Source organism: Pseudomonas agarici (assembly GCF_001543125.1).
Taxonomy (GTDB): domain Bacteria; phylum Pseudomonadota; class Gammaproteobacteria; order Pseudomonadales; family Pseudomonadaceae; genus Aquipseudomonas; species Aquipseudomonas agarici.
Genome location: NZ_CP014135.1, coordinates 4125134 through 4139844, shown reverse-complemented (window position 1 = coordinate 4139844; position 14711 = coordinate 4125134). Strand labels below are relative to the sequence as shown.

General features: G+C 56.1%; 14 protein-coding genes. 9 read left to right on the top strand and 5 right to left on the bottom strand.

Annotated features, from left to right (window positions below; all coding sequences use genetic code 11):
- The first annotated feature begins 32 nt into the window (after positions 1 to 32).
- The 3 genes from mrcB to AWM79_RS18225 are packed head-to-tail and all read left to right on the top strand — an operon-like array spanning position 33 to position 3455.
- The gene (gene mrcB, locus AWM79_RS18235; RefSeq protein WP_060783461.1) at positions 33 to 2357 is read left to right on the top strand and encodes a penicillin-binding protein 1B; all 2325 of its coding nucleotides are present in this window, start codon (positions 33 to 35) and stop codon (positions 2355 to 2357) included.
- 16 nt (positions 2358 to 2373) lie between these two features.
- Positions 2374 to 3126, top strand: coding sequence for a tetratricopeptide repeat protein (locus AWM79_RS18230; protein ID WP_060783460.1), 753 nt, complete (start codon positions 2374 to 2376; stop codon positions 3124 to 3126).
- Positions 3126 to 3455 carry a YqcC family protein gene (locus AWM79_RS18225; RefSeq protein ID WP_060783459.1) on the top strand — a complete coding sequence of 110 codons (330 nt, stop codon included), beginning with the start codon at positions 3126 to 3128 and terminating at the stop codon, positions 3453 to 3455. Before AWM79_RS18230 ends, AWM79_RS18225 begins: the two co-directional genes overlap by 1 nt.
- Positions 3456 to 3619: 164 nt before the next feature.
- Here AWM79_RS18225 and AWM79_RS18220 read toward each other — a convergent pair whose 3' ends face one another.
- From AWM79_RS18220 to AWM79_RS18200, 5 genes are all read right to left on the bottom strand, one after another.
- Positions 3620 to 4255 (bottom strand): FMN-binding negative transcriptional regulator, encoded by a 636-nt coding sequence (locus AWM79_RS18220; RefSeq protein ID WP_060783458.1) that lies wholly within the window; start codon positions 4253 to 4255, stop codon positions 3620 to 3622.
- Between the two features lie 11 nt (positions 4256 to 4266).
- Positions 4267 to 5118 carry a TauD/TfdA dioxygenase family protein gene (locus tag AWM79_RS18215; RefSeq protein ID WP_060783457.1) on the bottom strand — a complete coding sequence of 284 codons (852 nt, stop codon included), beginning with the start codon at positions 5116 to 5118 and terminating at the stop codon, positions 4267 to 4269.
- 42 nt (positions 5119 to 5160) lie between these two features.
- Positions 5161 to 6165, bottom strand: a complete 1005-nt coding sequence (locus tag AWM79_RS18210) for a TauD/TfdA family dioxygenase (RefSeq protein ID WP_060783456.1) — start codon at positions 6163 to 6165, stop codon at positions 5161 to 5163.
- Positions 6166 to 6192: 27 nt separating this feature from the next.
- Entirely contained in the window at positions 6193 to 6726 is a 534-nt protein-coding gene (locus AWM79_RS18205) for an FcoT family thioesterase (protein ID WP_060783455.1), read from the bottom strand.
- 530 nt (positions 6727 to 7256) lie between these two features.
- Positions 7257 to 7682, bottom strand: coding sequence for a DUF4124 domain-containing protein (locus tag AWM79_RS18200; RefSeq protein ID WP_060783454.1), 426 nt, complete (start codon positions 7680 to 7682; stop codon positions 7257 to 7259).
- A gap of 401 nt (positions 7683 to 8083) precedes the next feature.
- Here AWM79_RS18200 and AWM79_RS18195 point away from each other — a divergent pair, with 401 nt between their 5' ends.
- From AWM79_RS18195 to msrQ, 6 genes are all read left to right on the top strand, one after another.
- Positions 8084 to 9808, top strand: a complete 1725-nt coding sequence (locus AWM79_RS18195) for an acetolactate synthase 3 large subunit (protein WP_060784014.1) — start codon at positions 8084 to 8086, stop codon at positions 9806 to 9808.
- Position 9809: 1 nt separating this feature from the next.
- Positions 9810 to 10301, top strand: coding sequence for an acetolactate synthase small subunit (ilvN, locus tag AWM79_RS18190; protein WP_060783453.1), 492 nt, complete (start codon positions 9810 to 9812; stop codon positions 10299 to 10301).
- Positions 10302 to 10354: 53 nt separating this feature from the next.
- Positions 10355 to 11371, top strand: coding sequence for a ketol-acid reductoisomerase (gene ilvC / locus AWM79_RS18185; RefSeq protein ID WP_003185459.1), 1017 nt, complete (start codon positions 10355 to 10357; stop codon positions 11369 to 11371).
- Between the two features lie 143 nt (positions 11372 to 11514).
- Positions 11515 to 12372 carry a CDP-diacylglycerol--serine O-phosphatidyltransferase gene (pssA, locus tag AWM79_RS18180; RefSeq protein ID WP_017133044.1) on the top strand — a complete coding sequence of 286 codons (858 nt, stop codon included), beginning with the start codon at positions 11515 to 11517 and terminating at the stop codon, positions 12370 to 12372.
- A 63-nt stretch (positions 12373 to 12435) separates the two neighbouring features.
- The gene (gene msrP / locus AWM79_RS18175) at positions 12436 to 13449 is read left to right on the top strand and encodes a protein-methionine-sulfoxide reductase catalytic subunit MsrP (RefSeq protein ID WP_060783452.1); all 1014 of its coding nucleotides are present in this window, start codon (positions 12436 to 12438) and stop codon (positions 13447 to 13449) included.
- Positions 13449 to 14075, top strand: a complete 627-nt coding sequence (gene msrQ / locus AWM79_RS18170; protein WP_060783451.1) for a protein-methionine-sulfoxide reductase heme-binding subunit MsrQ — start codon at positions 13449 to 13451, stop codon at positions 14073 to 14075. Before msrP ends, msrQ begins: the two co-directional genes overlap by 1 nt.
- Positions 14076 to 14711: the final 636 nt, after the last annotated feature.

The window sequence follows — 14711 nt, the reverse complement described above, 5'->3', positions numbered from 1 at the left end:
GCTCATGAATAAAGTGCGTATAATCCGCGCCCATGACTCGTACTCGATCCCCGCGTTCCAAACTCAAACCTGCCTCCCGCGGCCTTCGTCCCTGGCTCGGTTGGGTGCTCAAGCTCAGTCTGGTCGGCCTTGTGGTGCTGGCCGGCTTCGCCATTTACCTCGATGCCGTGGTGCAGGAGAAGTTCTCCGGCAAGCGCTGGACTATTCCGGCCAAGGTCTATGCCCGGCCGTTGGAGCTGTTCGTCGGCCAGAAACTGAGCAAGGCGGATTTCTTGACTGAACTCGATGCCCTTGGCTATCGCCGCGAGGCGGTGGTCAACGGTCCGGGAGCGGCGGCGGTCAATGGCAACACGGTCGACCTGAATACCCGTGGCTTCCAGTTTTACGAGGGCATGGAAGCGGCGCAGCCAGTGCGTGTGCGTTTCTCCGGCGACTATGTCGCCGAACTGTCGGCGCTCAATGGCTCGAAACTCTCGGTAGTGCGGCTTGAGCCGTTGCTAATCGGTGGCCTGTACCCGAAAAATCTCGAGGATCGGATCCTGATCAAGATCGATCAGGTGCCGCCCTATTTGCTCGATACCCTGGTGACCGTCGAGGATCGGGATTTCTATCATCATTTCGGTGTTTCGCCGAAGTCGATTGCCCGGGCGATCTGGGTCAATACTTCGGCGGGCCAGATGCGCCAAGGCGGTAGTACATTGACCCAGCAATTGGTGAAGAACTTCTTCTTGACCAACGAACGCAGCCTGAGTCGCAAGCTCACGGAGGCCATGATGGCCTTGCTGCTGGAACTGCACTACGACAAGAAAGAGATTCTCGAAGCCTATCTCAACGAAGTCTTTATCGGCCAGGACGGCCAGCGCGCCGTGCACGGTTTCGGCCTGGCGAGCCAGTTCTTCTTCAGCCAGCCGTTTGCCGAATTGAAGCTGCATCAGGTTGCGTTGCTGGTGGGGATGGTCAAGGGGCCGTCCTACTACAATCCGCGTCGTTATCCCGAGCGTGCCCTCGAACGGCGTAACCTGGTGCTCGATCTATTGGCGCAGCAGGGGGTGGTGCCTGTCGAACAGGTCGAGGCAGCGAAGAAGATGCCGCTGGGCGTCACCCAGCGCGGCAGCCTGGCCGACAGCTCGTTCCCCGGTTTTCTCGATCTGGTCAAGCGTCAGTTGCGCGAAGACTATCGCGACGAAGATTTGACCGAGGAGGGGCTGCGGATTTTCACCAGCTTCGATCCGATCTTGCAGATGAAGGCCGAAGCCTCGGTCAATGAAACGTTCAAGCGTCTGGCCGGTCGCAAGGGTTCGGAGGATGTCGAAGCGGCGATGGTAGTGACCAACCCGGAAACCGGTGAAGTCCAGGCTATGATCGGCAGTCGTCAGCCCGGTTTCGCCGGCTTCAACCGGGCGCTGGATGCGGTACGCAATATCGGCTCGCTGATCAAGCCGGCGGTTTATCTGACCGCACTGGAAAAACCGAGCCAGTACACGCTGACCAGTTGGTTGTCGGATGAAGGTTTCTCGGTGAAAGGCGCGGATGGCCAGGTCTGGAAACCGCAGAACTTCGATCGCCGTTCCCACGGCACGGTTTTCCTGTATCAAGGGCTGGCGCACTCCTACAATCTGTCGACGGCACGCCTGGGTCTGGAGGTCGGTGTCCCGAGCGTACTCAAGACGGTCGCCCGATTAGGGATTACCCGTGAGTTTCCCGCTTATCCATCGATATTGCTGGGGGCCGGTGGCATGACCCCAATGGAAGTGGCAACCATGTACCAGACCATCGCCAACGGCGGCTTCAATACGCCGATGCGCGGTATCCGCAGCGTCTTGACGGGCGAGGGCGAACCGCTCAAGCGCTACCCGTTCCAGATCCAGCAACGCTTCGATCCGGGCTCAATCTATCTGATTCAGGCGGCGATGCAGCGGGTGATGCGTGAGGGTACTGGGGCCAGTGCCTACAATGTGCTGCCAAGAACCCTGACATTGGCGGGCAAGTCCGGCACCAGTAACGACTCCCGTGACAGTTGGTTCTCCGGTTTCAGCCAGGACCTGCTGGCGGTGGTCTGGCTGGGGCGCGACGACAACGGCAAGACGCCGTTTACCGGCGCCACCGGTGCCTTGCAGGTCTGGACCAGTTTCATGAAGAAAGCCGATCCGCTGCCGCTGGACATGCCACAACCGGATAATATCGTTCAGGCCTGGGTCGATCAGCACACCGGGCAGGGCTCCGATGCCAATTGCCCGGGCGCGGTGCAGATGCCGTATATTCGCGGTAGTGAACCCGCTCTAGGTGCGGCTTGTGGTGGTGCGGTGCCTGCGCCGGCCACCGAAGTGATGGATTGGGTCAAGGGCTGGTTGAATTAAGCGAAGAGGGTTTGCAGTGAACAAGTGGTGGTTTCCAGCTTTTACGGCTCTGGCTTTGCTCGGCGGTTGCTCGAGCGTGCCCCATGGTTCGATCCCTGTGGTCGATTCCGGGACTGCCGTCTCCAACAATGATCGGATTTCCGCCAACGGCGGTTTCCGCCAAACCACCGTCAAGCGCACCGCGCCGAACCAAGCCCAGGCCGTTGCGCAGGATTCCGGGGTGGTGGTGATGATTCCGGGGGGAGGCGCGGCGACGTCCGCGCCGATCAGCAGCGAACCCTGGACACCAGGCCCCGCCACGTCAGGGCCGATGACTCCGGGAGCACTGGACAGTGCGCCGATCCAGACATCGCCGATCAATCAGGGCAGCTACAACATGCCCAGCCAGGTGACGCCCAGCGGCGTGCCTTCGGGCAATGTCGGTGGCCTGTCGGCCGATGAGCAGTTGGATGGCCCGGTCCTGGCGCTCCTGACCACGGCCCAGCAGCAGCAGTCCAGCGGCGACCTGAACGGTGCCTCGTCAAGCCTGGAGCGGGCCCAGCGCGTGGCCCCGCGTGAGCCGCAAGTGCTTTATCGCCTGGCGCAGGTACGGATGGCCCAGGGCGATGCCCAACAAGCGGAGCAACTGGCACGTCGTGGCTTGAGCCTCGCCAATGGTCGACCGGATTTGCAGGCCAGCCTCTGGGGCCTGATCGCCCAGGCTCGGGAAAAGCAGGGTGATGCGGCTGGCGCGGCCTTGGCGCGACAGAAGGCCAAGGTCAGTCTCTGATGGACGGGCGTTTGCTGTTGATTGCCGACCAGTTGCTGCTGATCGAACGTGAGCTGCGCATCCAGGGCTGGTGGGATGAGCTACCGCCCCCTGCGCAGGCTCTGGCCAGTGTCGAGCCTTTCAGTGTCGACACACTGGAGTTCGAGCAATGGTTGCAATGGGTTTTCCTGCCGAAGATGAAGATCATTCTCGAACAGAATCTGCCGCTGCCCAACGCCTCGGGCATCCTGGCCATGGCCGAGATGGTCTATGCCCAGCGTCCGGGCCAGGGCCGAACGTTGCAGGAGTTGCTGGCACGGTTCGATCAGTTGATCAGCGAATCGCCCTGAACCGGATGACATAAGTGTGGCGAGGGGCTTGCCCCTATTGGGCTGCGAGGCGGCTCCGAAACCTCTGATCGCGGTGCTTCGGGGTTATTAGTGAATAAGCCATGGCCATTCTGGTGGGTAAGGGGCCGTCGAGACGGCACCCTTACCTTGTGGCACAGAACCGCTTATCGCAGATGCTCTTCCATTATTTCAGCCACTGCCGCTGGTTTCTCATGGTTTTCACGCCTGAGCCCCTCGATTGCGCCCTTGCGGTCTTCTGTGGATGCGTATTGGCTCATCTTCCATTTTCCTTGAATGTGTTCCACCGGAATTTCAAAACCGACAACGCCACGGGCCATAACGTCTATGTGATCTGACGGTGCCTGTGCGGTGCTCCAAGGATAAGCTCGCCCTGACTCGTGCCGTGCGGTTTGGCGGGTAAGGAGTTCCAGTATTTGCTCCTCCTCCTGGAAAAATCGAATCGTGCCGCGAATGTGTACGGCCGTGTAGTTCCAGGTCGGGACTGAACGACCTGTTTGTGCCGTGCTGGGATACCACTGAGGCGAAATGTACGCATCGGGCCCAAGAAACATCACGATCGCTCGGTTGTCGACTGACAATTGCTGGAACTGGGGATTGTTGCGCGACAGGTGCCCCAACAGACGTAATGACCCCTCTTCGTTTTCGTCGAGCAACATCGGGATATGGCTGATTTCTAGATCTGAGTCGTTAAACGTTACAAGCGTACCGAACCCAACTTGGTTCACGGCTGCTCGTAACACGGCCAGATCTTTTTCCTCGAATAGCGGTGGAAGATACATGGAGAGCCCCTTTAAGCGTAAAAGTCTTTGTTGTCATAAACACCGATGCGATAGCTCACACTTTTCTCGCCCTTGGCCAAGGGCGAAGATCGATGCAAAGTGGTTCGGTTGTCCCAAATCAACAAATCGCCCTCTTCCCAGAGGTGTTTGTAAACATGCTCAGGCTTTTCAATAAAGCTAATCAGCGCCTGGAGCGCTGCGGCGCTGTCCTCGGCAGACATATCAGTGAGACCCACGGTAAAGCCACCGCTGATGTACAGTGCCTTTTTACCGGTGACAGGATGGGTGATAACTGTTGGATGTCTCACGGCAGGTGCCATTTGCTCTTTTTCTGCGAGCAGCTCGCTGATCGAGCGATCAATGTCTTCTTCTTGAATCTTGTAACGCCATTTACCTTCGTGAATGGCATCACGTCCCGTGATCAGTTCGCGCAGTGAATCGGGTAGCGTTTCATAGATTGCCACCATGTCTATATATTCCGTTGCCCGACCGCCTGCCGATATCTGCGGCAGCAGGGTGGTCAGGGGCAAGGGCGCCCTCAGAAACTGGCAGTCGGTGTGCCAGTATCGTCCGGTTCCTGATACTCCGACCTTTCTGCCATTCTCGGGTATGTTTGAAGAGACAAAGATCTCTGGGTGGTCCGGGTGATGATAATTGGCCTGTGGGTAGATTTGTGGCGTGCCTAACATGCGCGAAAAGTTCACGTAGTCTTGTTTGCTGAGTGTCTGCTGTTTGACAACAACCAGTTTGTGTTCATAAACCAGATCCAGCAGTTTGGCGCTGTCTTGAGACGTCAGAGACAATATATCAACATGCTTGATCGACACCCCCATTGTGTTATTCGATAGCCTGGAAATATGCATAAAAGAATCCTTCTTGATTAAGCGATTTCTCGAGACCGAAAATCAATCGATATTAAAATCGGCGGCATGGGCAGGTTGGCGAAACGAGGCAAGTATCGAGCGTTGACCGGAAAAAGGTTTTCTGCCATGAGAGGCTAACATGTTGTCAATATAGAGCATATCACCCGTCTGCCAGGAGATATCCAGTTCATGCTCTTCGTAGACACGGCGAATAAGATTAATGGTAGACTCAGGAATAATGCCGCCATCGGCGAACTGTGCATCTTGCCAAAGGTCTCCAGGCAATTGAGGTTCCGGTACGTTAGGGTAAACACGGCGCATGATATCCAGCCAATAGGCCGGGTGCCACAGTACCAAAGTGTTGAAGAAGACAGACTCACCGGTCTCGGGATGTTGACGTACCGCAGGCCCCAACTGCCTAAGCTGAAGAGTGGTGTCGTTTTCCCATTGAGTTTGAATATTATTTTTCTCACAAAACGCGTCGATAACCTGACGATCGGTTGTGCCAAATGTTTCTTGAATGGATTTATAAGGTACGCGTGCTGAATAGTTTCTCACGTATCGAATGCCTCGTGTATTTAATTCATCACGAACTTCATCAGGCAAGCATTCAAGTATTCGGCGGGCATCACAAACGGTTGTCGCTCCTCCCTCACTAGGGGCTTTTTCGCAGAAAAACATTACCCGCATCGGCCATGTGGATGAATAGGACATTTCATTATGGGAAGCCAGACTGGCCGCGGGTGGCAAGTCTGTCGATGTGAACACATCCTCCTCAACCAGATGTCTGGGGCCAATACCGCCGGTGTAGTCGATGGCATCCGGTTCCAACACGCGGCCCACGGCGCCAAACTGCCGCCTGCTCAGTTCCAGGCCGCGAATTTGGATAGCCCCGTGCTTCAGTAGGGCTTCGCGCAAGGCGGCACGATTTTCGCGCGCCCATTCGTCTGCCGGTACATTGGCGGGCGCATGGACCAGGAGGAATGGGTGTTGATAAGACAATCGCTCGGCAGTCAAATTACCAAAACGGAGAGTAGAGAGGGTCATTGCAACGTCCTTGATAGAAGAGGTGAATCAGTGAAGGGGAATCGCAAACATGACTTCACCATAAGCACTATTGTTATGCTCACCAAAGCCGAACTCCGCTTGGCAGAGAATCAGGCCCATTTTTTTTGAGACGCTTTTCCAGCGCAAACTTCCGCGAAAGTCGCCGGCATCCAGAGCCTGGCGAAAGCGTGAAGAAAGCGAAACGATAAAAATTCTCGCCAGTTGCTTTTCTTTAAAGGTAGCTAGGTCAAAGCTCCCAAGAGTGGCCCAGAAGGGATGCGCATTGGGTTTTGATACAAAATCTGCAAACAGAAGATAAGACATCTGATTCAGGCAGATATTGGCTTCGACAGCATTGAAGTGACCGGTTGAATCAATATAGAAGGACTTTGGGATGGAGAATTCCGCACTGAGCACAATGTCGGATGTTTTGCTGGAGGTGATTTTGTATGCTGACTTCAAATATTGGCATTCAATTGTATAAGGTCCAAGTGCCAAAGTCATGATGCTTGCGGTAATGGGTGTTTTGGCTAGATCTGTCGTTTCATTAAATATGTTCATGTTGTCCTCTGAAATAATAAGGTACGCATAAATACCTCCTCAAAATATGCGTTTCCTTGAATTGTTGAATCTTTTTCGTGGCTGGTTAGGATCATGCTATGATAAAAAATGGTTGATTGGTAACGTGTTTCTGTTTCTGGTGGGCGATATATGGTTTTAAATCATGGGATAAGTTACCTGTTTAAGTTTTATGGTTCGTGGTGGTTAGGATTGTAAGTTGCAGGTGTTGAGTTTTTTTCATAAAAAGCCAACAAGGTTTTTGTGAGTAATAGATGGTGAGTGGTGAAAATTTTAATAAAGTTCCATCATCACTGATATTGCTCGAGTGGCAACGCGGCCGTGCCTTGAGCGTCCGGTTGAGGCGCGCTGACCTACCAGCGCCGCGACGACGCCAACCGGGTAGTTTTTTGTGGTGCGTCTGTACCTATTGCGCTATCTAATCGAGTGACGGCCCCCACTCAGCTTTAGCGCCACTGCTCTGCAGTCGACCGAGCGAAGCGGCGCTCCGACAAGCGCCCTCGTCACAAGATTCAAGAACAGTTCTCTTCAATTGCCTTGCGCGTTTCAATCAATCGGGTCTGGCGTTCTTCTTCGGTCAGGCGCCGCGGTTCTCCATTGACTTCCTCTCGTACTCGCGGATCGTTCTGCAATCGCGCCAGATTGGTCCGCGCCTTGTCGCAGAACACCTTGAGCATGGTATCTCGCTCGGCCAGGCGTTTCTTGACCTTGGCATCCACGGCTCGCTGATCGCCCACTGGGGTGCTGACCGGAAGCTGCGACCTGGGTGGCGCTGGGGGGCCAATTGTCGGGGTGACCACGCTGGCCGGTTGTCCCGGTGGTGGCTGGGCGTCGAAGTGAGTGACCCCTTGGGCGTCGACCCATTTGTAGATCGAGGCGGCCTGGCACGGGGGACTCAAGGCAAGCAGCAGGCTGCCTATGAGAATGCTTGTACGCATCAGGTTTCCTTGTCAGACGATTTAACCGGCAACCTAGCATATTCCTTCGAGCAAGGTTTTCTTCTACTTTCTCATGCGCTTAGTTCGAAGAAAGCGCACAGATGACTTGACTTGGGCGAGGCGAATCAGAACAATCCAAAGTCCGCTGTAGAGGGACTGCCAGAAGCAGGCCCATTCGGCAGATCATGAGGCGCACATCCGCGCCGACCTGTTACACCCGCAACGCGTTACCTCGCGCTGGGTGGGAACCCCCGCAACACTTGGGGTACTCCCAATACTTGCTCAGTCAGTGCTGACGTAGTCGGCGACCACCGTCGCTCATGCTCTGTCGAGAAGTAAACCTATTAAGACCCGTCTCCAGCGTTTGTAGACGGTATTCTGGCGTTTTAGAGGTGAACAACGTGGAGCTTTTATCTGGCGGTGAGATGCTCGTCCGCTTTTTGCGTGACGAGGGCGTCAAATATATCTATGGGTACCCGGGTGGTGCTCTTCTTCATGTCTACGATGCCCTGTTCAAAGAACCGGAAGTGACCCATATCCTGGTTCGTCACGAGCAGGCTGCGACCCATATGGCTGATGGCTATGCTCGTGCCACCGGTAAAGCCGGTGTGGTACTGGTGACTTCCGGTCCTGGCGCAACCAACGCCATCACTGGTATCGCCACGGCCTACATGGACTCCATTCCGATGGTGATCATCTCCGGTCAGGTGCCGAGCACCCTGGTCGGTACCGATGCATTCCAGGAAACCGACATGATCGGTATCTCCCGGCCGATCGTGAAGCACAGCTTCATGGTCAAGCACGCGTCGGAAATCCCGGAAGTCATGAAGAAAGCGTTCTACCTGGCGCAGTCCGGCCGCCCTGGTCCTGTCGTTGTCGATATCCCGAAAGACATGACCAACCCGGCCGAGAAGTTCGAATATATCTTTCCGAAAAAAGCCAAGCTGCGTTCCTACAGCCCGGCAGTACGTGGTCACTCCGGTCAGATTCGCAAGGCAGCCGAGATGCTCCTGGCCGCCAAGCGTCCTGTCCTCTACTCGGGCGGTGGCGTGGTCCTGGGGGGCGCCTCGGCACCCTTGACCGAACTGGCCAAACTGCTCAACCTGCCGGTGACCAATACCCTGATGGGGCTCGGGGCGTACCCTGGCACCGACCGTCAGTTCGTCGGCATGCTCGGCATGCACGGCAGCTACACCGCCAACCTGACCATGCACCATGCCGATGTGATCCTGGCCGTCGGTGCGCGCTTCGACGACCGTGTCATCAACGGTGCTCCGAAGTTCTGTCCGAACGCCAAGATTATTCATATCGACATCGACCCGGCATCGATCTCCAAGACCATCAAGGCAGACGTGCCTATCGTGGGACCGGTGGAGAGCGTGCTGACCGACATGGTCGCGGCCCTCAAGGAAATCGGCGAGACGCCGAACCAGGAGTCGGTGGCCAACTGGTGGAAGCAGATCGACGAATGGCGCGGTGATCGCGGTCTGTTCCCTTATGACAAGGGCGATGGCAGCGTCATCAAGCCGCAGACGGTGATCGAAACCCTGTGCGAAGTGACCCAAGGCGATGCCTTCGTGACCTCCGACGTGGGCCAGCACCAGATGTTCGCGGCCCAGTACTACAAGTTCAACAAACCCAATCGCTGGATCAACTCCGGTGGCCTGGGCACCATGGGTTTCGGTTTCCCAGCGGCCATGGGAGTGAAGTTGAGCTTCCCGGATGTGGATGTCGCCTGCGTTACCGGCGAAGGCAGTATCCAAATGAACATCCAGGAACTGTCGACCTGCTTGCAGTACGCCCTGCCGGTGAAAATCGTCAACCTGAACAACGGCGTTCTTGGCATGGTTCGCCAATGGCAGGACATGAGCTATGGCAGTCGCCATTCGCACTCGTACATGGAATCACTGCCTGACTTCGTCAAGCTGGTCGAAGCCTATGGTCACGTCGGTATCCGTATTACGCAGTTGAAAGACTTGAAGCCGAAGATGGAAGAAGCGTTCGCCATGAAGGATCGCCTGGTGTTCCTCGATATCCAGGTCGATACCAGCGAGCACGTCTATCCGATGCAGATCAAAGACGGCTCCATGCGCGATATGTGGCTGAGCAAGACGGAGCGTACCTAACATGCGGCATATCATTTCCCTGCTTCTGGAAAACGAACCTGGCGCTCTGTCTCGTGTGGTTGGCCTGTTTTCGCAACGCAACTACAACATCGAAAGCCTGACCGTGGCCCCGACCGAGGACCCGACCCTGTCGCGTCTGACGCTGACCACCGTGGGGCATGATGAGGTCATCGAGCAGATCACCAAGAACCTGAACAAGCTGATCGAAGTGGTCAAGCTGGTCGACCTGTCGGAAAGCGCTCATATCGAGCGTGAGCTGATGCTGGTCAAGATCAAGGCCACTGGCGCCCAGCGCGCCGAGATAAAACGCACTACCGATATTTACCGCGGGCAGATCGTTGATGTCAGCGCCAGCGTTTATACCGTGCAATTGACCGGTACAAGCGACAAGCTGGACAGCTTCATCCAGTCGATCGGCACGGCGTCGATTCTGGAAACCGTGCGCAGCGGCGTCACCGGGATTGCCCGTGGCGACAAAGTACTGAGCATCTAACTTAATTTTAATTTAGCGAATGGCCGTATGGCCTGGATATAAAGGGGTATTTCATGAAGGTTTTCTACGATAAAGACTGTGATCTGTCGATCATCCAGGGCAAGAAAGTCGCCATCATCGGTTACGGCTCCCAGGGCCACGCGCAAGCTTGCAATCTGAAGGATTCCGGCGTCGACGTTACCGTCGGCCTGCGTAAAGGTTCGGCCACGGTTGCCAAAGCAGAAGCCCACGGTCTGAAAGTGACCGACGTTGCCTCCGCTGTTGCCGCCGCCGACCTGGTGATGATCCTGACCCCGGATGAGTTCCAGTCGGCGCTGTACAAGAACGAAATCGAGCCGAACATCAAGAAAGGCGCCACCCTGGCTTTCTCCCATGGTTTCGCGATCCACTACAACCAAGTGGTGCCGCGTGCCGACCTCGACGTGATCATGATTGCGCCGAAGGCTCCGGGCCACACCGTGCGTTCCGAGTTCGTCAAGGGCGGCGGTATCCCTGACCTGATCGCGATCTACCAAGACGCTTCGGGCAACGCCAAGAACGTTGCGCTGTCCTATGCCGCTGGCGTGGGTGGTGGCCGTACCGGCATCATCGAAACCACCTTCAAGGACGAGACCGAAACCGACCTGTTCGGCGAGCAAGCCGTTCTGTGCGGCGGTACCGTAGAACTGGTCAAGGCCGGTTTCGAAACTCTGGTTGAAGCTGGCTATGCGCCAGAAATGGCCTATTTCGAGTGTCTGCACGAACTGAAGCTGATCGTTGACCTCATGTACGAAGGCGGTATTGCCAACATGAACTACTCGATCTCCAACAATGCCGAATATGGCGAGTACGTGACCGGCCCTGAAGTCATCAACGCCGAATCCCGCCAGGCCATGCGCAACGCTCTGAAGCGCATCCAGGACGGTGAATACGCGAAGATGTTCATCAGCGAAGGTGCTACCGGCTACCCATCGATGACTGCCAAGCGTCGTAACAACGCCGCTCACGGTATCGAGATCATCGGTGAGCAACTGCGCTCGATGATGCCGTGGATTGGGGCGAACAAGATCGTCGACAAAGCCAAGAACTAAGTTCAAGGCCTGTCTGGAGAAACGCGGCTTCGGCCGCGTTTTTTCGTTTAGGCGGCCGCTTCTGGTATAAAGTTGAATCGTTTTGCGGTCGATCTCGGTCGCGAACCTCTGTCGAATTTTTTCACCGTTGCAAGGTATTGTCCATGAGCGAACGTCCCGAAGAGCCGAGCCAGGCTCCCGACGCCGAAAGCCTATTGCCGATCGATGAGCATGTCGAAGAAGGACATGACGCCGAAGGCCGTAAAGTCCGGCATCGTGGTATCTATCTGCTGCCGAATCTATTCACTACCGCGAACCTGTTCGCCGGTTTCTACGCGATCATCAGTGCGATGAGTGCGCAAAGTGCCGCCAGTGCGGGTGATCCTGTTGGCGCGAGCAAGTATTTCGCGTTTTCCGCAATCGCGATCTTCGTCGCCATGGTCCTCGATGGGCTGGATGGGCGCGTGGCGAGGATGACCAATACCCAGAGCGCCTTCGGTGCCGAGTATGACTCACTGTCCGACATGGTCGCGTTCGGTGTGGCGCCGGCGTTGCTGGCCTTCGGTTGGGCGCTGGGCGATATGGGCAAGGTCGGTTGGATGGTGGCCTTTATCTATGTGGCCGGTGCGGCCTTGCGCCTGGCGCGCTTCAATACCCAGGTCGGTACTGCGGACAAGCGTTACTTCATTGGTCTGGCCAGCCCGGCCGCGGCCGGTGTGGTGGCGGGTACGGTCTGGGCCTTCAGCGACTACGGTATCCAGGGTTCGAAGATGTCGTTCCTGGTGGCCTTGCTGGTGGCGGCGGCTGGGATGCTGATGGTCAGCAACATCAAGTACAACAGCTTCAAGGAGCTGGATCTCAAGGGGCGTGTGCCGTTTGTCGCAATCCTGGCGGTGGTGCTGGTGTTCGCCGTGGTATTCAGCGATCCACCGCGGATCTTGCTGCTGATTTTCCTCGCCTATGCGGCTTCCGGTCCTGTTCAGTACCTGCTGCGCCTGCGTCGTCATAAAAGCGTCGAGTGATGTAATTTCCCCTACACTCCGTAGTCTATTGGTGCATCACTCGCCCAATACTGCGGAGTTGCCATGCTGATCAAGCTTTCCAGGACTTCCGACTCCAAGGAATCGGAAGTTACCCCCGAGTCCCTCTATCTTTCTCGTCGCGCCGTGCTGGGTAGTTCGCTTGCCGGGCTGGCGCTTGGCAGTCTACCGCGTTGGGCCAGTGCGGCCGAGGTAGCGCGTTACGCCGATGCGGAAGTGGGCAATGCACCGTCCTGGTTTGCCGGTAAGCTGGCAGATACCCGCTGGGGCGCCGTGACGGTCAAGGATGAAGCAATCACGCCCTACAAGGATGCCACGCACTACAACAATTTCTATGAGTTCGGTACCGAAAAGGGCGATCCGGCGCGGAACGCCGGATCGCTGAAAACCGAACCCTGGTCAGTGGTGATCGATGGTGAGGTCGGCAAGCCCGGGCGTTATGCACTCGAAGACTTCATGAAACCTTATCAACTGGAAGAACGGATCTATCGCTTACGCTGCGTCGAAGCCTGGTCGATGGTGATCCCGTGGATCGGTTTTCCAATCTCCGCGCTGCTCAAGCAGGTCGAGCCCACCTCCAAGGCCAAGTACATTCGCTTTGAAACCCTGCAGGATCCCAAGAGCATGCCAGGGCAGCGTTCCAGTTTTGCCTTGATCGACTGGCCCTATGTTGAGGGCTTGCGCCTGGATGAAGCGATGAACCCGTTGGCGATCCTTGCGGTGGGTATGTATGGTCGGGAGCTACCGAATCAGAACGGTGCGCCGTTGCGTCTTGTTGTGCCGTGGAAGTATGGCTTCAAGAGCGTCAAGTCCATCGTGCGCATCAGCCTGGTGGCGGAGCAGCCGAAAACCACCTGGCAGCGCATCGCTTCGGATGAGTATGGCTTTTATGCCAACGTCAACCCGACGGTCGATCACCCACGCTGGACCCAGGCCCGGGAGCGCCGGCTGCCCAGTGGTCTGTTCAGTCCCAATGTGCGCGAGACGCAGATGTTCAACGGCTACTCAGATGAGGTCGCTTCTTTGTATACCGGTCTGGACCTGAGGAAGAACTACTAATGCGATATCCATTCTTGCGTATTGGCTTCTTTATCGGGGCGGCGATCTGGCCGTTGCTCTGGCTGTATCAGGCGTGGACCCTTGCCCTGGGGCCAGATCCCGGGAAGGTACTGGTTGACCGATTGGGCTTGGGGACGCTGATTCTGCTAATGATCACCCTGGGGATGACACCGTTGCAGAAGTTGAGCGGCTGGCCGGGCTGGATTGTGGTACGGCGCCAAATAGGGTTGTGGTGTTTCGCTTACGTGGTGCTGCATCTGTCGGCATACCTGATGTTTGTCCTCGGGTTGGATTGGTCACAGTTGGGTGTCGAGTTGCGCAAGCGGCCCTATATTATTGTGGGGGCCTTGGGCTTTCTTGGCCTGCTGGCGCTTTCCGTGACGTCGAACCGCTACAGTCAGCGTCGCCTGGGCGCGCGCTGGAAGAAATTGCATCGTCTGGCCTATGTGATTCTCGGATTGGGCTTGCTGCATATGTTGTGGATCGTGCGGGCTGATTTGAAGGAATGGACGGTGTATGCCGTTATCGGTGCGCTGCTATTGGCATTGCGCATCCCTGCGTTGGCGCGGCGAATTCCGCGCCTTGTGGCAAAGAGGCCTCCCGTTGCGGCAACGCGATCCTCGTAGGCGTCGGCTTGCAGGCGCTGCCGTCCTTATGACAGAAAGATGAAAATAAGGGTTGACGGCGAATTCCATGGGCCTATAATTCGCCCCACTTCCGACGCGGTCGAAACGAAAAACTCCTTTTCATTCAGTGAGTTAAGTAGATTTAGATCGGTGCGGTCTTCAGTTCATCGAAGCCCGGAAGCGCTGTAAAAGAGGTGTTGACAGCAGCGTGTAACGCTGTAGAATTCGCCTCCAGCTGCCGACAGGTCGACAGCGCAAGTGATTGAAGTTGAAGCGTTTTTTGAACGAAAAGCGTTGAAAACTTCTCAAATAATCACTTGACAGTAACTGGCGCTGCTGTAGAATGCGCGCCTCGGTTCAGCGAACAGCTCAACCCACCGCTCTTTAACAATTGAATCAAGCAATTCGTGTGGGTGCTTGTGGAGTCAGACTGAATAGTCACTAGATTATCAGCATCACAAGTTACTCCGCGAGAAATCAAAGATGTAACCAACGATTGCTGAGCCAAGTTTAGGGTTTTCTCAAAACCCAAAGATGTTTGAACTGAAGAGTTTGATCATGGCTCAGATTGAACGCTGGCGGCAGGCCTAACACATGCAAGTCGAGCGGATGAGGGGAGCTTGCTCCCGGATTCAG

Bases quoted from the DNA above. Each gene is read 5' to 3' on its own strand.
- mrcB (WP_060783461.1), top strand. From the start codon at position 33: ATGACTCGTACTCGATCCCCGCGTTCCAAACTCAAACCTGCCTCCCGC.
- AWM79_RS18225 (WP_060783459.1), top strand. From the start codon at position 3,126: ATGGACGGGCGTTTGCTGTTGATTGCCGACCAGTTGCTGCTGATCGAA.
- AWM79_RS18220 (WP_060783458.1), bottom strand. From the start codon at position 4,255: ATGTATCTTCCACCGCTATTCGAGGAAAAAGATCTGGCCGTGTTACGA.
- AWM79_RS18215 (WP_060783457.1), bottom strand. From the start codon at position 5,118: ATGCATATTTCCAGGCTATCGAATAACACAATGGGGGTGTCGATCAAG.
- AWM79_RS18210 (WP_060783456.1), bottom strand. From the start codon at position 6,165: ATGACCCTCTCTACTCTCCGTTTTGGTAATTTGACTGCCGAGCGATTG.
- AWM79_RS18205 (WP_060783455.1), bottom strand. From the start codon at position 6,726: ATGAACATATTTAATGAAACGACAGATCTAGCCAAAACACCCATTACC.
- AWM79_RS18200 (WP_060783454.1), bottom strand. From the start codon at position 7,682: ATGCGTACAAGCATTCTCATAGGCAGCCTGCTGCTTGCCTTGAGTCCC.
- ilvN (WP_060783453.1), top strand. From the start codon at position 9,810: ATGCGGCATATCATTTCCCTGCTTCTGGAAAACGAACCTGGCGCTCTG.
- ilvC (WP_003185459.1), top strand. From the start codon at position 10,355: ATGAAGGTTTTCTACGATAAAGACTGTGATCTGTCGATCATCCAGGGC.
- pssA (WP_017133044.1), top strand. From the start codon at position 11,515: ATGAGCGAACGTCCCGAAGAGCCGAGCCAGGCTCCCGACGCCGAAAGC.
- msrP (WP_060783452.1), top strand. From the start codon at position 12,436: ATGCTGATCAAGCTTTCCAGGACTTCCGACTCCAAGGAATCGGAAGTT.
- msrQ (WP_060783451.1), top strand. From the start codon at position 13,449: ATGCGATATCCATTCTTGCGTATTGGCTTCTTTATCGGGGCGGCGATC.